Annotated in this window: 22 protein-coding genes; 14 read left to right on the top strand and 8 right to left on the bottom strand. The window is 63.9% G+C overall.

All coding sequences use genetic code 11. From position 1 onward, the window contains the following. Positions 1–49 precede the first annotated feature (49 nt). Both J2805_RS07170 and arfB read right to left on the bottom strand, forming a co-directional pair. Positions 50–721 (bottom strand): DNA alkylation repair protein, encoded by a 672-nt coding sequence (locus tag J2805_RS07170; RefSeq protein WP_396134247.1) that lies wholly within the window; start codon positions 719–721, stop codon positions 50–52. A 53-nt stretch (positions 722–774) separates the two neighbouring features. Further along, positions 775–1,197, bottom strand: coding sequence for an alternative ribosome rescue aminoacyl-tRNA hydrolase ArfB (gene arfB, locus J2805_RS07165; protein WP_309971346.1), 423 nt, complete (start codon positions 1,195–1,197; stop codon positions 775–777). A gap of 404 nt (positions 1,198–1,601) precedes the next feature. Here arfB and J2805_RS07160 point away from each other — a divergent pair, with 404 nt between their 5' ends. Next, positions 1,602–2,588: a manganese catalase family protein gene (locus J2805_RS07160; RefSeq protein ID WP_309971344.1), complete on the top strand. Its 987-nt coding sequence runs from the start codon at positions 1,602–1,604 to the stop codon at positions 2,586–2,588. Positions 2,589–2,703: 115 nt separating this feature from the next. Beyond that, the gene (locus tag J2805_RS07155; protein ID WP_309971341.1) at positions 2,704–3,441 is read left to right on the top strand and encodes an esterase/lipase family protein; all 738 of its coding nucleotides are present in this window, start codon (positions 2,704–2,706) and stop codon (positions 3,439–3,441) included. Between the two features lie 70 nt (positions 3,442–3,511). On the opposite strand, the gene J2805_RS07150 is transcribed toward J2805_RS07155, so the two are convergent. Next, positions 3,512–3,862, bottom strand: a complete 351-nt coding sequence (locus J2805_RS07150) for an ArsR/SmtB family transcription factor (RefSeq protein ID WP_309971338.1) — start codon at positions 3,860–3,862, stop codon at positions 3,512–3,514. A 78-nt stretch (positions 3,863–3,940) separates the two neighbouring features. Further along, positions 3,941–4,687 (bottom strand): MIP/aquaporin family protein, encoded by a 747-nt coding sequence (locus J2805_RS07145; RefSeq protein ID WP_309971335.1) that lies wholly within the window; start codon positions 4,685–4,687, stop codon positions 3,941–3,943. A 45-nt stretch (positions 4,688–4,732) separates the two neighbouring features. Between J2805_RS07145 and J2805_RS07140 the strand changes: the two genes are divergently transcribed. From J2805_RS07140 to J2805_RS07110, 7 genes are all read left to right on the top strand, one after another. Further along, entirely contained in the window at positions 4,733–5,407 is a 675-nt protein-coding gene (locus tag J2805_RS07140) for an arsenate reductase/protein-tyrosine-phosphatase family protein (protein ID WP_309971332.1), read from the top strand. Between the two features lie 147 nt (positions 5,408–5,554). Beyond that, a complete protein-coding gene (locus tag J2805_RS07135) occupies positions 5,555–5,977 on the top strand; it encodes an arsenate reductase ArsC (protein ID WP_309971330.1) in 423 nt (140 codons plus the stop codon). A gap of 43 nt (positions 5,978–6,020) precedes the next feature. After that, complete coding sequence (trxB, locus tag J2805_RS07130; RefSeq protein WP_309974865.1) at positions 6,021–6,998, top strand: thioredoxin-disulfide reductase; 978 nt, start codon at positions 6,021–6,023, stop codon at positions 6,996–6,998. 200 nt (positions 6,999–7,198) lie between these two features. Continuing rightward, complete coding sequence (locus J2805_RS07125; protein ID WP_309971327.1) at positions 7,199–8,572, top strand: FAD-dependent oxidoreductase; 1,374 nt, start codon at positions 7,199–7,201, stop codon at positions 8,570–8,572. Between the two features lie 39 nt (positions 8,573–8,611). Then, on the top strand, positions 8,612–9,271 hold the full coding sequence (locus tag J2805_RS07120) for an arsenate reductase ArsC (RefSeq protein WP_309971324.1): 660 nt from the start codon (positions 8,612–8,614) through the stop codon (positions 9,269–9,271). Further along, entirely contained in the window at positions 9,268–9,702 is a 435-nt protein-coding gene (locus J2805_RS07115) for an arsenate-mycothiol transferase ArsC (RefSeq protein ID WP_309971320.1), read from the top strand. Before J2805_RS07120 ends, J2805_RS07115 begins: the two co-directional genes overlap by 4 nt. Positions 9,703–9,723: 21 nt before the next feature. Beyond that, positions 9,724–10,200, top strand: coding sequence for a universal stress protein (locus J2805_RS07110; protein ID WP_309971317.1), 477 nt, complete (start codon positions 9,724–9,726; stop codon positions 10,198–10,200). A 20-nt stretch (positions 10,201–10,220) separates the two neighbouring features. Here the strand turns inward: J2805_RS07110 and J2805_RS07105 are convergent, their stop codons facing one another. After that, entirely contained in the window at positions 10,221–11,192 is a 972-nt protein-coding gene (locus tag J2805_RS07105; RefSeq protein ID WP_309971314.1) for an AraC family transcriptional regulator, read from the bottom strand. 81 nt (positions 11,193–11,273) lie between these two features. Between J2805_RS07105 and J2805_RS07100 the strand changes: the two genes are divergently transcribed. The 4 genes from J2805_RS07100 (at position 11,274) to J2805_RS07085 (ending at position 13,729) form a co-directional block, all read left to right on the top strand. After that, the gene (locus J2805_RS07100; RefSeq protein ID WP_309971312.1) at positions 11,274–11,768 is read left to right on the top strand and encodes an anthrone oxygenase family protein; all 495 of its coding nucleotides are present in this window, start codon (positions 11,274–11,276) and stop codon (positions 11,766–11,768) included. 141 nt (positions 11,769–11,909) lie between these two features. Next, complete coding sequence (locus J2805_RS07095) at positions 11,910–12,296, top strand: hypothetical protein (protein ID WP_309971309.1); 387 nt, start codon at positions 11,910–11,912, stop codon at positions 12,294–12,296. A gap of 107 nt (positions 12,297–12,403) precedes the next feature. After that, the gene (ppk2, locus tag J2805_RS07090) at positions 12,404–13,336 is read left to right on the top strand and encodes a polyphosphate kinase 2 (protein WP_309971307.1); all 933 of its coding nucleotides are present in this window, start codon (positions 12,404–12,406) and stop codon (positions 13,334–13,336) included. A gap of 135 nt (positions 13,337–13,471) precedes the next feature. Further along, entirely contained in the window at positions 13,472–13,729 is a 258-nt protein-coding gene (locus J2805_RS07085) for a hypothetical protein (protein ID WP_309971304.1), read from the top strand. Between the two features lie 50 nt (positions 13,730–13,779). On the opposite strand, the gene J2805_RS07080 is transcribed toward J2805_RS07085, so the two are convergent. Next, complete coding sequence (locus J2805_RS07080; RefSeq protein ID WP_309971302.1) at positions 13,780–14,208, bottom strand: SRPBCC family protein; 429 nt, start codon at positions 14,206–14,208, stop codon at positions 13,780–13,782. A gap of 131 nt (positions 14,209–14,339) precedes the next feature. Then, positions 14,340–14,606 (bottom strand): hypothetical protein, encoded by a 267-nt coding sequence (locus J2805_RS07075; protein ID WP_309971300.1) that lies wholly within the window; start codon positions 14,604–14,606, stop codon positions 14,340–14,342. Between the two features lie 262 nt (positions 14,607–14,868). On the opposite strand from J2805_RS07075, the gene J2805_RS07070 reads away from it, so the two are divergent. Beyond that, positions 14,869–15,072: a hypothetical protein gene (locus tag J2805_RS07070; RefSeq protein ID WP_309971298.1), complete on the top strand. Its 204-nt coding sequence runs from the start codon at positions 14,869–14,871 to the stop codon at positions 15,070–15,072. Positions 15,073–15,486: 414 nt separating this feature from the next. On the opposite strand, the gene J2805_RS07065 is transcribed toward J2805_RS07070, so the two are convergent. After that, positions 15,487–15,804, bottom strand: a complete 318-nt coding sequence (locus J2805_RS07065; protein ID WP_309971296.1) for a histone-like nucleoid-structuring protein Lsr2 — start codon at positions 15,802–15,804, stop codon at positions 15,487–15,489. Positions 15,805–15,895: the final 91 nt, after the last annotated feature.

Below are 15,895 nucleotides of genomic sequence, written 5' to 3'. Positions count from 1 at the left end.
CCGCTGTACCCAGCTGCTGGACGTGAGCGCCAGCGCCCCGTCCAACCTCCTACTCAACTTGCTGTCGGCGCACCATCTCGGTGATCCAGGTGGGCGCAAATGGAGACGTGCAGTTCGGCGGAGTCGGGTAGTCCTTGAGCACTTCCAGGCGTTCACCGATGCCGATTGCCCGGGCGCGGTGCTCGGCATGCTCTATCCCGATCTGAGCCAGACAGTGGTTCATCGCCCACTGCAGCCGATCCGGGGCGGCTTTCATCTCTGCCTCGATGACATCGAGCAATCCTGCAAGGTCGAGGCCTGCGGGCTTCTTCGCTACGCGTTCGGTGGTCAGCGCCCAGCTGGCGCTTGCAACCACTGGATCCGGATCCGCGGACCAGACCTGACGCAGCTCTTCGGCGTGCAGGGTTTTCTTCACCACATAGTTCACGAGCCAGTCATGGACCTTGGGGGTTCGCGCCGCGCGCAGCATGGCGTCCAGCTCGTCTCGATCGAACGCTTTGGGGCGGCAGATGAGGATGGCCAGCAATCTTGCTGCGGTTTGATCCGTGTCCCAGAGCTTGCGTGCGAGATCCTGTTGCGTTTTCAACCGCTTCGCAACGGCGCGCAGTTTGCCGAGGTTCACGCCGTGATCGTCACCGTGCTTTTCGTTCACTTCGCGTGTTCTTGGGTCCTCGAGTGTAGCCAGTTCGGCCATCACCTCGGCCACAGTCGTCTCGGCCACCTCAGCCTCCTTTTCGCCACGTGTGGGATTCAGCGTAGTAGAAAAGTTCGGCGCTATTCGGCGGACGGACGCCGGCGCTGCCGTTTAGTCACTGACCGCTGCTGCTTTGTGGCGAGGCGCCTCCGGTCCGAGCCCCGGGTGGGCTTGGTCGGACGGCGATGAGCGGCTTCCGGCGCTAGACCCTCGGTGACAAGGTCGGCGAGTTTGCCCAGCGCGATCTCACGATTGCGGAGTTGAGAGCGACGTTCGGAAGCGGTCACGGTGATTACCCCGGCGATGAGACGTCGTCCGAGGCGGCTTGTCAGCATCATCCGCTGTCCGTCGGAGAGCGCCGCCGAATCCGCGACATTCCAGGAGAGTTCCACCCGGCTGTCCGAGGTGTTCACGTGCTGGCCGCCGGGTCCGGATGAACGCGAGAACCTCCAGCTGAGTTCCGACGTGGGAATGGTGAGCGCCGGCGACACCTCCAGATCCATTTCATAAGTGTTGCACGGATGCACTAACCGGCTGGTGCGTAATGCGTTGCGGAGGAACTCCTTGCCAAAGATACTAAGCATGCTTATGGTAGCGGTGTGTGTTTGGCCGGAACGCGAACAACCGGGCCAATACAGAGACCGACCCGGGAGGCGACGTGATCGCAGGGACGACGCTTGACGGCATGACGGAGCCGGTCCCGCCGCTGCGCCCGCCACGCCGAATCCAGTCAAGTGCGTCCAGGGACCAGCGTTCCCCGGACGCGACGTGCCGGGCACCGCCGTCGTTCGAGCAGTACAAGGACGAACCGCGCATACCGTAACCACCCCCGGGCGCCGATGAGGCGGCCCGTGCCGTGGGCTCCTGAGCCCAGCACAGCAGCAGATCGAACCGTGAGGAAACAACGATGTACCTGCACACCCAGCTTCTGATCAACGAAATCGCCGCCGATGAGCCGGATCCCGCGGCAGCCAATGCCCTGCAAGAGGGCCTGGGCGGGCAATTCGGCGAGATGCGCACCATGATGCAGTACCTGTTCCAGAGCATGAACTTCCGCGGGGACGCTGCCGCGAAGCCCTATAAGGACCTGCTCCAGGGCGTCGGCACCGAGGAGATCAGCCATGTCGAACTCATCGGAACCACCATCTCCCAGCTTCTGGACGGCTCCCCGCGGTATCAGGGCAAGAAGACCGACCCCGTGGACCAGCCCGGCGCCAAGGGGGCCACGCCGCTTAAGATCGCTCTGGACACCAGCAATATCCACCACTACCTCGTCGGTGCCCAGGGCGCCCTTCCCGTGGATGCTGCCGGCAATCCGTGGAGCGGGTCCTATGTTTACAACAGCGGCAACCTGGTCCTGGACCTCCTCTACAACCTCATGCTCGAATCCACCGGCCGGCTGCAGAAATGCCGAATCTACGAGATGACGGAAAACAAAACGGCCCGTTCTACGATCGCGTACCTCATCGTCCGGGACCAGGCGCATGAGAACGCCTTCGCCAAGGCCCTGGAAAGCCTCGGCGTGAATTGGGGCAAGGTGCTCCCGATTCCAAAGACCAACGCCGAGCAGTTCCCGGAAGTGAAGAAGTTGCTGGACACCGGCCTGCAAAGCATCCAATACACCTTCAGTGCCGACAACCTCAGTGAGGCGGGCAAGTTGTACCGCGGCGCCTCGCCATCGAATGACGGTACGGAACTGACTACCGATGTGATGCCCCAGGGCTTCCCGATGACCATCTCACCGGAACGACGCGAAGAGTTCGCGCCGGGGCTTGACCCGGAGCTGCTCGCACTTATTCAGGCCACCGCGGAAGTCGAACTCAAGGAGGCGAACAGTCCCAAGGAAGCGCACGCTCCCAAGCAGGCCAAGACTCCCAAGCAATCCAAGACGTAGCCGGCTCGAAAAGGAATGCAGGGGCACACGGCACCCTGGCAGGCTCCTGGTGGCGGCCCGTTTTCCGGACAGGAAAGGGGCCGCCAGCGGAGGCCTAAGGAGAGGAGGCCCTGATATGAGCGGAGCGATCCGGCGGGCGATCTGGTGGATCCAGGACTACGCCTATGCAGCCGGGTGGCAGGTCCGCGGCGCGGTGTCCCGCATCCCGGCCGATGCCTTCCACGGCGGTCACCGCAGTCCCATTGTGGTGATCCCGGGCGTGTACGAGAACTGGCAGTTCATGCTGCCCCTGATATCAGCCCTGCACCGCGCAGGGCATCCCGTCCACGTCGTGACCCTTTTGCAGAGAAACCGACTCGATGTGGCCGTCGCCGCGAGGCTCGTGGCTGACCACATCGCCACTGCCCGGCTGAGCGACGCCGTGATCGTCGCCCACAGCAAGGGCGGCCTCATCGGCAAATACATCATGCTCGCCCTTGACCCGGACGAGCGCATTGATCGGATGATCGCTGTGTGCACGCCCTTCTCCGGATCGCGCTACGCCCGCTACCTGCTCATCCCCAGCCTCCGCGTCTTCTCACCCCGCAACGCTCTGACGCTGCAAATGGCCCGGGAAGAAGGCGTCAATCACCGGATCACATCCGTCTACGGCGTCTATGATCCGCATATCCCCGAAGGCAGCATCCTTCCCGGAGCCACGAACATCCGGCTCCAGGCAGCCGGACACTTCCGGATCCTCGGCGACGATGAGACCGCCCGGACCATTCTGGAGCAGGTGCAAACGGAGTTACCCCGGCAGTCCTACCCCAGGCCGGAAGCTGCCGAAGCAACTGATCGTGCGCCCTCGGACTGAGTGACCGCCCCGGCGGACGCAGCTCCCCGCAAGCTGACGGGAGGCTACGCCGATGGCAATACCGGCACGGTCACAGGGTGGCTATGAGTCCGGCCGTCTGTTCAAGGGCCCCAGGAACCAAAGAGTAATAAGCCCACGTTCCGCGCTTTTCCCGGTGCAGCAGGCCTGCATCGACCAGGATCTTCAGGTGGTGGGAGACGGTGGGCTGGCCCAGGTCCAGCGGACCGGTCAGGTCGCAGACGCAGGATTCACCGGAGGCCTCTGCCTTAACAATGGAGAGCAGCCGCAGCCGGTTCGGATCGGCCAGAGCCTTGAAGACGAGGGCCTTCTGCTTCGCCTCCTCAGCGCCCAACGCAGGCGCACCTGCCGGGGCGCAGCAGGATTCAACCTTGACCGGCTCGAGTACGGGCAGCAAGTTCATGTACCCATTATGCCGCAACATTGATAATCATCAATGTATGAGCTGCGAGGTTTCGGGCCGTGGGCGACCGGCCCAAACCTATGGCCCTGGGCTGGTCGCTTCGGAACTGTGCGGGAGGACGACGTCATCGGCGGCGCGGTCCGCTGAGGGAAACAGGACGAGTAGGATCCCAAGGCCAACTGCAGCGCCGATCAGCTGCGCGATCACGAAGCCTGGAACAGAGCCCGGGGCTATCCCCGCGAAGGTGTCGCTGAACATGCGGCCGACGGTCACCGCCGGGTTCGCGAACGACGTCGAGGACGTAAACCAGTACGCGGCCCCGATGTAAGCGCCCACGGCGGGAGCCGCGAGGACGCCCCGCTTGGTGGCGGCGAGGGCGAAGATCAGCAGAACGAGGCCCGCGGTGGCGACGACCTCGCCCAGCAGGTGTCCAGCCGTTGCCCGTTCCTTGGCGGAGATGGAGGTGCCCACCTCAAACATCGCGTTCGCCACGACGCTGCCGCTGATCGCGCCCACTGTCTGCGCCACGATGTACGTCCCAAGGTCCGGCAGGCTTAGCCCGGTGCCGCTGCGCCGCCCCAGAACAAAATCCACCAGCGAGACCACGGGGTTGAAGTGGGCGCCGCTGACAGGCCCGAGTACCAGGATCAGGACCGTCAGGCCCAGTACTGTGGCGGTGCTGTTCTGGAGCAGCTGCAGGCCGACGTCGTTGGGGGAGAGCTGCTGGGCGGCGATCCCGGAGCCGACAACAATCATCACAAGCAGGCTCGTGCCGAGCAATTCGGCGACGGCACGGCGCCACAGCGGCGGTTGTTGAGAAGTCATACCAACAGCTTGACCCAAGAAATTTACTCAGTCAAAATTGAATCAATGCATACTGACCCAGTTGAAGTCTTTCGGGCGAGAGTCGCCAAGCATGCGGCCCTCGCAGATCCTGCGCGGCTGCGGATTGTGGACCTGCTGACGCTGGGAGATTTTTCCCCCACGGAGCTGCAGGTCGAACTGGGGATGCCCTCAAACCTGCTGTCCCATCATCTGCGCGCGCTGGAAGCCGCCGGGCTGACGGTCCGGCACCGTTCGGAGGCGGATAAGCGCCGCAGCTATATCCGGCTCGCCGCCGGTGCGTTGGAGGGACTGGCTCCCGGTCGTGAACACGGGGCCAGTCGTGTCCTCTTCGTCTGTACCCGGAACAGCGCCCGGTCGCAGCTCGCCGTCGCCCTCTGGAGCCAGGTCAGCGAAATCCCCTCGACCTCCGCTGGCACACACCCCGGGGACCGCATCGCCGCAGGGGCCTTTGAAGTCGCCCGCCGCCATGGCGTCGCCCTCGCGGACGTTCCCCCGCGCCGGCTCGATGAGGTGGCGCACGATGAAGACTTCGTCGTGACCGTGTGCGACAACGCCCACGAGGAAATCCCCGGCCTGGGCGGGGTCCACTGGTCCGTTCCGGATCCGCTTCGGCTGAACACCGAGGACGCTTTCGAGGGCGCCTTCATTGACATCGCCCGCCGGGTTAGCGACCTGGCACCCCGCCTGCATGCCGCCTGAATCCCGAAACTCCCTCATATTGACAAGCATCGATATATTGTTCGATACTGCATGCATCGACAAGTATCAATGTCTAGTCAGTGAAGTGGTACGGGGACGACGACCTCATCAATACCCATCCTCATTCAACTGATTCCAGGAGAACCCGTGAGCACCGAAACCGCCAAGAAGCCCTCCGTCCTGTTCGTCTGCGTCCACAACGCCGGCCGCTCCCAGATGGCCGCCGCCTTCCTGACCACCCTTGCCAAAGGTGAGGTCGAAGTCCGCTCCGCCGGCTCCCAGCCTGCGGACAAGGTCAACCCGGCCGCCGTCGAGGCGATGGCAGAGCTCGGCATCGACATGTCCGCCGAGATTCCGAAGGTTCTCACCACCGAGGCCGTGAAGGAATCGGATGTGGTGATCACCATGGGATGCGGCGACGAATGCCCATACTTCCCGGGGAAGCGCTACGAGGACTGGGTCTTGGAGGACCCGGCCGGTCAGGGTGTGGACGCTGTCCGCCCGATCCGGGACGAGATCAAGACCCGCATCGAGGGCCTGATCGAATCCCTCATCCCCGCCGCCAAGTAACACCGCCCGGACACCAGGAGAGTCTTTCGTGAGCACCAAAGAAGTGACCGCCCAGCAGCTGATCATTATCGGGTCCGGTCCCGCCGGCTACACTGCAGCGATCTACGCTGCCCGGGCGGGTCTGAAGCCCCTGGTTCTGGCCGGGTCGGTCACCGCCGGCGGTGCGCTGATGAACACCACCGAGGTGGAGAACTTTCCGGGCTTCCCCGCCGGCATCCAGGGACCGGAACTCATGGATGGGCTGCAGCAGCAGGCGGAACGGTTCGGCGCGCAGGTAGTGTTCGACGACGTCACGGAGGTGACGCTGACCGGGCACCTGAAGCGGGTGGTCACCGGCGCCGGCGACGCGCACGAGGCCCCGGCGGTCATTCTCGCCACCGGCTCCGCGTACAAGGAACTGGGCCTGCCGGAGGAGAAGACGTTCAGCGGCCACGGCGTCTCGTGGTGCGCTACCTGCGACGGGTTCTTCTTCCGTGACCAGGACATCATCGTCGTCGGCGGCGGCGACTCGGCGATGGAGGAAGCGACCTTCCTGACCCGCTTCGGGCGGTCCGTGACCGTCGTGGTCCGCAAGGGAGAACTCCGCGCCTCCCGGATCATGGCCCAGCGCGCCAAGGACAATCCGAAGATCAGCTTCGCCTGGCACTCTGCCGTCAGCGCCATCCACGGCGACGGCAAGGTCACCGGCGTGACGCTGAAGGACACCCGCACCGGCGAAACCCGCGAACAGAAGGCCACCGGTATTTTCGTGGCGATCGGGCATCTGCCGCGCACCGAACTCGTGGCCGGGCAGGTGGACCTGGACGCCGAGGGCTACATCAGGGTTGATGCCCCCACCACGGTCACCAACCTCACCGGGGTCTTCGCGTGCGGGGACGCCGTGGACCACCGCTACCGCCAGGCCATCACCGCCGCCGGCACCGGCTGCGCCGCCGCCCTCGACGCCGAACGCTACCTCGCCGCTTTAGCGGACGCGGACAGCATCGCCACCGCCCTGGTGGAAGAACCCACCCACGCCTGACCCAAGGACCGAGAGGGGGTGAGCTGAATGAACACCGGATGCTGCGACGACGGTTGCTGCGACAACGATCAGGGCTGCTGCTAACACCCTCCCGCCCGACCCAACTAGGTAGCAGCAGGTGTCGTTATGAACCGTCAAAACGACATCTACTGCTATCTAGTTGGGCAACTTACGCCGATACCTACGCTGAAAGAGGACCCATGGATTCCGCAAAAAGCCTTCCCGTTGCAGTGATCGGCGCCGGCCCCGTGGGTCTGGCCGCCGCCGCCCACCTGCTCGAACGCGGCCTCGAACCCCTGATCCTCGAAGCCGGGCCCGCAGCGGGCGCAGCCATCGAGCAATGGCGCCACATCCGCCTCTTCTCCCCGTGGCGGTTCAACATCGACGGCGCCGCCGTGCGCCTGCTCGAGGCAACCGGCTGGGAATCACCCCGGCCCACGGCCCTTCCCTACGGCGGCGAACTCATCGACCAGTACCTGACACCGCTGGCCGCCCTTCCTGAGATCGCTTCCCGGTTGCAGACCGGCGCCAAGGTACTCGCCGTGACCCGCACCGGCATGGACAAAACCCACACCAGCAACCGCGACACCACACCCTTCGTCGTCCGGGTTCAGCACGAGGACGGAGAAACCCGCGACCACACCGTGGCCGGAGTCATTGACGCCTCCGGCACGTGGTCCATCCGCAACCCGCTCGGCACCTCGGGCCTGGCCGCCATCGGCGAGGACGCCGCAGCCGATCGGATCTCCGCCCCGCTCCCGGACGTCACCGGTCGCGACCGCGCAGCGTTCGCCGGCCGCCGTGTCCTGGTCGTCGGCGCCGGCCACTCCGCCGCCAACACTCTGATCAGCCTCGCCGATCTCGCCAAGGAAGAACCGGACACCCGGATCCTGTGGGCGGTCCGCGGCGCGTCCGCAGAGAAGGTCTACGGCGGCGGGGACGCCGACGGGCTGCCCGCCCGCGGCCAGCTCGGTGCCCGACTGCGCCGCCTCGTCGAGGCAGGCACCATCGAACTGCACACCGGCTTCGGCATCAGCTCGCTGAAATCCCTCGACTCAGAGGTGACCGTCGGATCGGTTGACGGCCGGATCCTTGAGGCCGACATCGTTGTCCCGTGCACAGGCTTCCGGCCGGACCTGGAGATCCTGCGCGAACTCCGCCTCGAACTTGATCCCGCCGTCGAAGCTCCCAGGGAGCTGGGCCCGTTGATCGACCCCGAATTCCACTCCTGTGGTACCGTCCCCCCACACGGTGCCAAGCTGCTCGCCCACCCGGACAAAGACTTCTACATCGTCGGCATGAAGTCCTACGGGCGGGCGCCGACCTTCCTGCTCGCCACCGGCTACGAACAGGTCCGCTCAGTGGCGGCAGCCTTGGCCGGGGACCGGGAAGCGGCAGATACCGTCCAGCTTGAACTCCCCGAGACCGGGGTCTGCTCCTCCGATGCCGGCACCAGCTGTGACGTCCCGGCTGCAGCCGCACCGTCAGCTGAGGACGGCTGCTGCACCGCTCCGGAACCGGTTCTGGTGGGGTTCCCCACGGGCCTGTCCCACGGGCGCTCCGGTAGCAACTGAATATCATCCGTCAGTAATCCCACCAAATGGAGTGCCGTCATGACCGAACACCGTCAAACCAGCCTGGGTCTGCAGGACAACACCGAGCTCCTGCACCGCATCAGCGCCCGCCTCGCTGACAGATTCGCCGGGATCTTCGCCGTCGAAACCGTCGAACGCTACGTCTTCGAGTCCTACACGGCGCTGGCCCGGACAGCGAAGATCACCACCTATCTGCCCGCCACCACCGAACACTTCGCCAGCGACAGGCTCAACGCCCTGGCCAAATCGAAGGGAGCGATCGCCTCTGAGATGCCCGAGGTCCTGTTCGTCTGCGTGCAGAACGCCGGACGGTCCCAGATGGCCGCCGCCCTGCTCACCGTCGAGGCCAAGGGCAGGATCCATGTCCGCTCCGCAGGCTCTCTGCCGGCAGCCGAACTCGATACCGCTGTCGTGACAGTGATGTCCGAGATGGGACTGGACCTCTCGCAGAACTACCCCAAGCCGCTCACCGACGACGTTGTGCGGGCCTCCGACGTGGTTATCACCATGGGATGCGGAGATTCCTGCCCCATCTATCCCGGCAAACGCTACGAGGACTGGGATCTGCCGGACCCGGCCGACCAGCCCCTCGAAAAGGTCCGGGAGATCCGGGACCAGATCCACGACCGGGTCAAAACCCTGGTCGCCTCACTCACAAAGGAAGCAACGCACTCATGACCCAGGAAACATCCCACGCGCAGAAGACCCCTGCTGTGCTCTTCGTCTGCAGCAAGAACGGCGGGAAATCCCAGCTCGCTGCGGGACTGATGAAGCAGCTCGCCGGGGCAGCTGTCACCGTCTACTCCGCAGGCACCAAACCGGGAAAATCCCTCAACCCCCAGGCCGTGGATTCCCTGACCGAACTCGGCATCGATATCACCGGCGAACACCCCAAACCCGTCACCGACGAGGTCCTGGAAACCGTGGACGCCGTCATCATCCTCGGCACCGAGGCGAAGCTCGAACCGCACGAAGGCACCCGCTTCGACGTGTGGGAAACCGATGAACCCTCCGAACGCGGCATCGAAGGCATGGAACGGATGCGCCTGGTCAGGGACGACATCAAGGCCCGGGTCCAGAAGCTCTACGCGGAGCTCACAGGGCCTTAGGCATGCCCGCCCGAGGTTCCCGTGTCTGATGATGGATCGCTGGACGGGCCAATTGTGCTGGGAGTCGGGTGGACATTTTCCGAGCTCCTGGTCCGCACAGCCATGGAGCTCGCGGCCGCTCTGGAGGTGCATCTTGTCTGTGCCTTTGTGGATCCAGCCAGTTATCTGACCGAATGGGAACCGGAGGGCAAAAGGGCTGCTCTCTCGCTGGAGCCGATCGTCAGCGAAGAGACCGACTACCCCTCGAAGCAGCTCCAACTGAAACTGGAATCCATTCTCGGGCAGCCGGGGGAGACGTGGTCCTTCCGCGTACTGAACGGCGATGTTTCCAAGGCCCTCGTCCGGCTGGCAGAGAGCACAAACGCATCATTGCTCGTTGTCGGGGCTGACCGGCCCGGATCCCTGGCATGGATGGACAGACTCCTCGAGGGATCAGTTTCCGTGTCCCTGATGCACAGCCAACAGCGTCCGGTCCTCATTGTCCCGGGGAACAGATAGAGGAGGAGCGCCTCGGAGGTCTAGTTCGGATGCACTCGGTCCGCGAGAGGGTCCGTGTTCTGTGCGGATCGCCGGTAGCTTGTCGGGCTGACGCCGTAGACCCTCGAGAATGCGGCGCTGAAGGTGAAGGCATTGCTGTAGCCGACCTCTGCGGCGATGACGGCGGTAGTGGCCAGGCTGGCAGCCAGCCGGTCTGCTGCCAGCGCCAGGCGCCAGGCCGTGAGGTAGGCCATGGGTGGCTGCCCGACGGCGGTGTGGAACCGTGCGGCCATGGTTGCCCGCGATACGTGCGCCCGCCGGGCCAGTTCAGCGACGGTCCACGGCTCCGCCGGTTCCTGGTGCAGGAGGACTAAGGCCCCGGCAACAATGGGGTCGCGGGTTCCTGCGGCCCAGCTGGGAAGCACACCCTCGGCGCGGCGGGCGCTGACGCGAACCAGCTGCAGAAGCAGGAGGTCAAGGGTCCGGTCCAGGGCACTCTCCTGCCCTAAGTCCGTGTGGGTAAGCTCGTGCTCGAGCAGCTTCAGCAGGACTGGATCGGCCTCGTTCTCGTCGAAGACAGCCAAAGCGGGGAGGGCTGCTGTAACCAGCAGGCCGGCCGCTGCCGCCGTCTGATAGGTACCAATCAGCAGGACGACTCTCCCGTCCGGGCTGCTGCCCCAGGTCCGCACGCCCTGGGCCATGGTGGGCTCCAAGTGTTCCCCGGCCGGGGTGCGGCAGGACTGCCCGGGGTCGATCACCACGGTGGGTAGCCGGCCGGGGGCATCGGCGACCATGTATGGGGCGGGCCCGCGGACGGTGGCCGCTTGTCCTGGGCCCAGCGACCGCGGAGGGCTACCCTCTGCGCTGATCCAGGCGTTCCCGCGGACTGCCACAATTACGGTCAGGGCGGCCTCGTCCTGAACGTCAATGGCGAACGGCGGGTCCATCACCACCCGCAGAGTGAACGCGGACTGTGCCCGGGGGCCCGTGAGGAACTGGGATAGGGGATCCATGCTTCGCATCCTAGACCTTGGCGTATGCAGATTGGAGTGTGAAGTATTCAACGTCCAACAAAATACGGGCAGTCTGGAGTTATGACCTTCACAAACGAGCTGGCCGGAGTTGCCGTGAACACGTGGCTGCCACTGATCGCCGGCACCGGCTCCGCGGTGGCGGGCGGCTTCTACCTCGCTTTCTCCGCCGTTGTCATACCCGCGCTTCGGAGGCAGCCAGCGACGGAGGCCATCGCGACTATGGTCTCCATCAACAGGAATGCCGTCAGGCTTCCATTCATGATCGTGTTTTTCGGGACCGCGGCCGCCTGCGGCGCGGTCGCCGTCGCTGCGGCTACCGACCCGCTGGCACAGTCGCCGGTACGTGTGGCCGGGGCGGCAGCCTATCTCGCTGGGTGGGCATCCACGATCATGGTGAACGTGCCGCTGAACAACCGGCTGGACAGGGGTGGCGATGGCCGGCCTGATCGCCAGTGGCACAGCTTCCAGCAATCGTGGACTCCAGCCAATCACATCCGCGCCGCCCTCTCGGTCGCAGGTGCGGCGGGAATGTTGATTCCCATCCACAATCACTGATCCTGAGGCGCAGTGTTCACCTTGTTCTGGTACAGCTAATTTCCGCAGCGACTGCGGGCTGGCCAGCGGCCTCGATGCGAGGACTCAAGGAAAACTGGCAGGGCAGAGCGGTCTCCGGCAGGACAGGAAGATGGGGTTGTTATGATGCTTGATCAGTTCGCCGCGCTGGCCGCGTGTGCAGTTCTGGCCGGTCTGGCCGTTTTTCAGGGGGCACTGATCGGCGGGGCCTCCCTTGGCAGGTTTGCTTGGGGCGGACAGCACGATGTGCTGCCTGCCCGGCTAAGGGCGGGCAGCGCTGTATCCATGGTCCTTTACGCTCTCTTCGGGTACGCGGCGCTTGCCAAAGTCGGCTGGGTTCCTCCGTTGGTGAGCGGGAGCTTCATGTCGGTCACCATGTGGGTCCTGACGGCCTACTTCGCACTCGGTGTGATCATGAACGGGATCTCCCGCAGCAGGCCGGAGCGCCTCATTATGACGCCCACTGCGCTGGTCCTCACAGCCCTCTACCTGATTCTTGCCGTCCACTGATTCCGGGCGAGCGTCTGCCTGGGACGGGTTTCCCCCCTGTCTTCTCGGGCTGTCTGCCGTCCTGTAAACTGCCGTCGACGCTTTGGCGATGCCGGAAGGAGACCCGGATGGCACAGGCACAGCCGTGGACGCCCGGGGATCAGTGGTGGGTCAGGGACAACCTCCGCCATGCCATCGACCGTCTGGTGGAATTGGGCTACACCGTGAGGGGCGGCCAGGGGGAAGACCCGGAGCTCATCGACCCCGGCGGTTCTGCAGTGGAGACCTGGCGGGAGGACTACCCGTACGAGGCGCGGATGTCCCGGGAGGAATACGAGCTCGAGAAATACCGCCTGCAGGTCGAACTGCTGAAGTTCCAGTATTGGGGCCAGGACCACGGCCTCAAGAATGTGATCGTTTTCGAAGGCCGCGACGCCGCGGGCAAGGGCGGGACGATCAAACGATTCACCGAACACTTGGATCCCCGCTCGGCCCGGACCGTGGCACTCAGCAAACCGTCCGACCGTGAACAGGGTCAATGGTACTTCCAGCGCTACATCCAGCACCTGCCCACCGCAGGTGAAATCGTGATGTTCGACCGTTCCTGGTACAACCGGGGGAACGTGGAACGGGTCATGGGCTTTTGCACCGACGAGGAATATCACACCTTCATGGAGCAGGCGCCGGTTTTCGAGAAGATGCTGGTGGACTCCGGAATCCACCTCAACAAATTCTGGTTCTCGGTGACCCGCCACGAGCAGCGTACCCGCTTTGCCATCCGGCAGATCGACCCGGTGCGGCGCTGGAAGCTTTCGCCCGTGGACTTGGCCTCCCTGGACCGGTGGGAGGAGTACACGGAGGCCAAGGAAGAGACGTTCGTGCGCACCGACACCGATCACGCGCCGTGGATCACCATCAAGTCCAACGACAAGAAACGTGGGCGGATCAACGCCATCCGATTCTTCCTGAATCAATTCGACTACGACGGCAAAGACTCTCTGGTTGTGTATGACCCCGACCCGCTCATCGTGCGGCGCGGCCGCGAAGCCGTCGGAGACTGAACCTTTCCGACCCAATTGAGTCAGCTTCCTGAGAGGACGCTGCACATTCGCACAGAAAGATCATTCGGCGGAAACTTTGGAGCAACCTTGAGCGTGCACTCTGTGAGAGCGGAAGCTTAGGAAAGGATGCGACTCATGACCATGGGTGAAGAGACTGTTGTTGGTAGCTGCCACGAACTCGATGCCGGGGATATCATCGTTGCCCGGTACAAGGGTTCCCTCGTGCACCGGGGGAGTGTAACGGAGAGGGTTCCCGAGCATGGACTGTTCTGGATCCTTGACGAGCTGACCGGAGGGCGTCGTTTGTTGGACATGGCCGATCTTGAAATCGTCCGTGTGCGCAGTGCCGGTACCGGGCCGAACGGTCCCGGGGAGGAACCGGCCGCCGCCTAAGTGGCACCTCCTTTGCCGTTCCTCCGGGGCTCTTACCGGAAGCGTCGCTCTTAGGAGCTCCGGTCAAGCAACTCGGCGCGTTTAGTGACTGCCCGGCAGTAGTCGTACAGCAACCGGGTGGTGTCCGGGCGGATACCTCCGCGGAGCCCCGCTAAGAGCCCGCTGACTTCTTCCCTGACTTTGAGGTGGGTGAGTCCGGCCCGTGGTGACAGGGTGAAAGTGCGTACTCGCCGGAACAGGCCCAGCGGCAGGCCACTGGTCCAGGTCATGACTTCTCCCGGCATCTGCTCCACACGGAGCCGGAGGGTGCGCCCGCCCGCGTCGGGGGTCCTGATTCGGATGGTGCCGCCGTTGCGCAGTTCGCCGTCGATCGCGGTGATTCCGGACTCCCAGACTGTGAGATTCCCGCTATCGGTGATGACTTCCCATACTGTCGAGGCCCGGGCATTTATCAGCGCTTCCGACTCAAAGTACTCCACCAGCCCAGACTAGACAGGAGAATTCGTAGCTGGCGCGGATATCGACCTGATGGTGTAAGACTTCACCAAAAATTCGTTTCGCTACGCTTCCGACCGCATCCAACGTAGTGGCGCAGCGGAGGTCCCGGCGGTCAGGCGTCCGCCTCAGCCGAGCCTTCCAGTGTCGAGGGGGCAAAGATTGCAGCGACGACGTCGTCGCGGAGGTGGTACTGGCGTTGCTCCAGCGGCTCCAGGCTGCCGCGGACGACGTAATAGCCGCGGCCTTCTCCGGGGCCGCCGGCAGCCCGGTCAATGGCATCCAGCATGTCCGGGCCAAGGAGCTGGCCCGGGCCCCGCTCCTGAAGTTCGGCGAGGTCTTCGGGCTGGAGGGAGTTGATGAGCCCCTGAATGTCTGTCATTGTCCGCATCCTTGCCGGCACCGCTGGAGCATGGTGTGGTTCCCCCGCGGGCGTTGCCCGGGGGTGCCTTGGCCGGTAGCGTCCACCCCGATTGTATGGTCCGTCCCGGGGTCGGAACAGACCTTGTTTTCGGCCACGACAGGAAGTATGTAGGCTCTGGTCGGACGCGCATCTGCTTGGATGGCCGATTCGAAGCAGGCTTACGGTTCCACAGCCCGGGTGCTAGCGTGAATATCCCCACGACAGGACCCAGGAGGCCGACATGAATGCAGAAGAGGTAGAGAGGGAACGCGGGGAGGACGGCGCAGCCGGCGAGCAGAAGCCGCCAGGTTCCCAGGCCCCGGACGAGGGTGACGGCATCCCCAACTCCGAAGACGGCATCGGGATCGGCGCGGGTGCGGAGGCCAATACCTTCGAACCGGAAGAGGATCCCGGCGCCACCGACAAAGGCGACGAATCGGCGTAAAACATCGAGCCTGGGCTAACGATCGACTCCTGCAGGATCTCGGTGACTACGTTTGCCGATGGCTGGGCACGAGTCTCGCAGCCCGACCCCCAAATTGCCCGCAGCACGTTTTGAAACCCTAATTGGCAGCAATGACGATTATCGGGATAAACATTGCAAGGATTCCCCGGTTAAGTGAATCCACTGGCGGGAGAGCTGGGTTTTATGCCCGCTCATTCCGTCCGGTTTGCCGAGGAGCCTATCAGCGGCGCTAATCGCAGAAGATGGGCCACAAAAAAGGCAGAATCTGAACCGGGGGTAGTCGCACTTCCGGTCCAGATTCTGTTTGTTCGCGCGTCCAGTCAGATCCTGTCTGATGTCTGCCTTGGAGCCCGGGGCGTGTGTTCTCCTTCGCCTACCCTAGTGGCCCTGCTTCTAGTGGGCCGCTGCGTAGCGCTCGATTACATCTGCCGGAACCCGACCCCGGACGCTGACAGGAATACCGTTTGCAATCGCCCAGGCACGGACGGCTTTGGTGTCCTTTGTGGCGCCCGCGTTGCGTGCAGGCCTGCCACGGAGGGCAGATTTCCGCGACACAGAAGTGTATTTGGACATTGCTGTCCGGAGCTCGCGCGCGTTGGTTTCATTGAGATCAATCTCATATTCTGCGCCGTCGAAAGCGAATGTAATTGTCTCACTCGCTTCGGTGCCATCCAGATCATCTTCAAGCGTGGTTATTACTCGTTTTGCCATGCGGGCAGACTAGCATTCATATCGGGAAATGAATCCAGCATCGCTATTGCCGAATTTCATACTCATTCGCGAGGATTTCGACAGGACTGGT

This window comes from Arthrobacter oryzae (genome assembly GCF_031454875.1).
GTDB lineage: Bacteria > Actinomycetota > Actinomycetes > Actinomycetales > Micrococcaceae > Arthrobacter > Arthrobacter oryzae_D.
This window is presented reverse-complemented; position numbering and strand designations above follow the sequence as displayed.

What these genes read in the sequence shown, in the direction of transcription:
- J2805_RS07145 (WP_309971335.1), bottom strand. Translation starts at nt 4,687, where the DNA reads ATGACTTCTCAACAACCGCCGCTGTGGCGCCGTGCCGTCGCCGAATTG.
- J2805_RS07120 (WP_309971324.1), top strand. Translation starts at nt 8,612, where the DNA reads ATGACCGAACACCGTCAAACCAGCCTGGGTCTGCAGGACAACACCGAG.
- arfB (WP_309971346.1), bottom strand. Translation starts at nt 1,197, where the DNA reads ATGGATCTGGAGGTGTCGCCGGCGCTCACCATTCCCACGTCGGAACTC.
- J2805_RS07105 (WP_309971314.1), bottom strand. Translation starts at nt 11,192, where the DNA reads ATGGATCCCCTATCCCAGTTCCTCACGGGCCCCCGGGCACAGTCCGCG.
- J2805_RS07075 (WP_309971300.1), bottom strand. Translation starts at nt 14,606, where the DNA reads ATGACAGACATTCAGGGGCTCATCAACTCCCTCCAGCCCGAAGACCTC.
- J2805_RS07150 (WP_309971338.1), bottom strand. Translation starts at nt 3,862, where the DNA reads ATGAACTTGCTGCCCGTACTCGAGCCGGTCAAGGTTGAATCCTGCTGC.
- J2805_RS07160 (WP_309971344.1), top strand. Translation starts at nt 1,602, where the DNA reads ATGTACCTGCACACCCAGCTTCTGATCAACGAAATCGCCGCCGATGAG.
- J2805_RS07095 (WP_309971309.1), top strand. Translation starts at nt 11,910, where the DNA reads ATGATGCTTGATCAGTTCGCCGCGCTGGCCGCGTGTGCAGTTCTGGCC.
- J2805_RS07125 (WP_309971327.1), top strand. Translation starts at nt 7,199, where the DNA reads ATGGATTCCGCAAAAAGCCTTCCCGTTGCAGTGATCGGCGCCGGCCCC.
- J2805_RS07155 (WP_309971341.1), top strand. Translation starts at nt 2,704, where the DNA reads ATGAGCGGAGCGATCCGGCGGGCGATCTGGTGGATCCAGGACTACGCC.
- J2805_RS07140 (WP_309971332.1), top strand. Translation starts at nt 4,733, where the DNA reads ATGCATACTGACCCAGTTGAAGTCTTTCGGGCGAGAGTCGCCAAGCAT.
- J2805_RS07085 (WP_309971304.1), top strand. Translation starts at nt 13,472, where the DNA reads ATGACCATGGGTGAAGAGACTGTTGTTGGTAGCTGCCACGAACTCGAT.
- J2805_RS07070 (WP_309971298.1), top strand. Translation starts at nt 14,869, where the DNA reads ATGAATGCAGAAGAGGTAGAGAGGGAACGCGGGGAGGACGGCGCAGCC.
- J2805_RS07065 (WP_309971296.1), bottom strand. Translation starts at nt 15,804, where the DNA reads ATGGCAAAACGAGTAATAACCACGCTTGAAGATGATCTGGATGGCACC.
- J2805_RS07115 (WP_309971320.1), top strand. Translation starts at nt 9,268, where the DNA reads ATGACCCAGGAAACATCCCACGCGCAGAAGACCCCTGCTGTGCTCTTC.
- ppk2 (WP_309971307.1), top strand. Translation starts at nt 12,404, where the DNA reads ATGGCACAGGCACAGCCGTGGACGCCCGGGGATCAGTGGTGGGTCAGG.
- J2805_RS07100 (WP_309971312.1), top strand. Translation starts at nt 11,274, where the DNA reads ATGACCTTCACAAACGAGCTGGCCGGAGTTGCCGTGAACACGTGGCTG.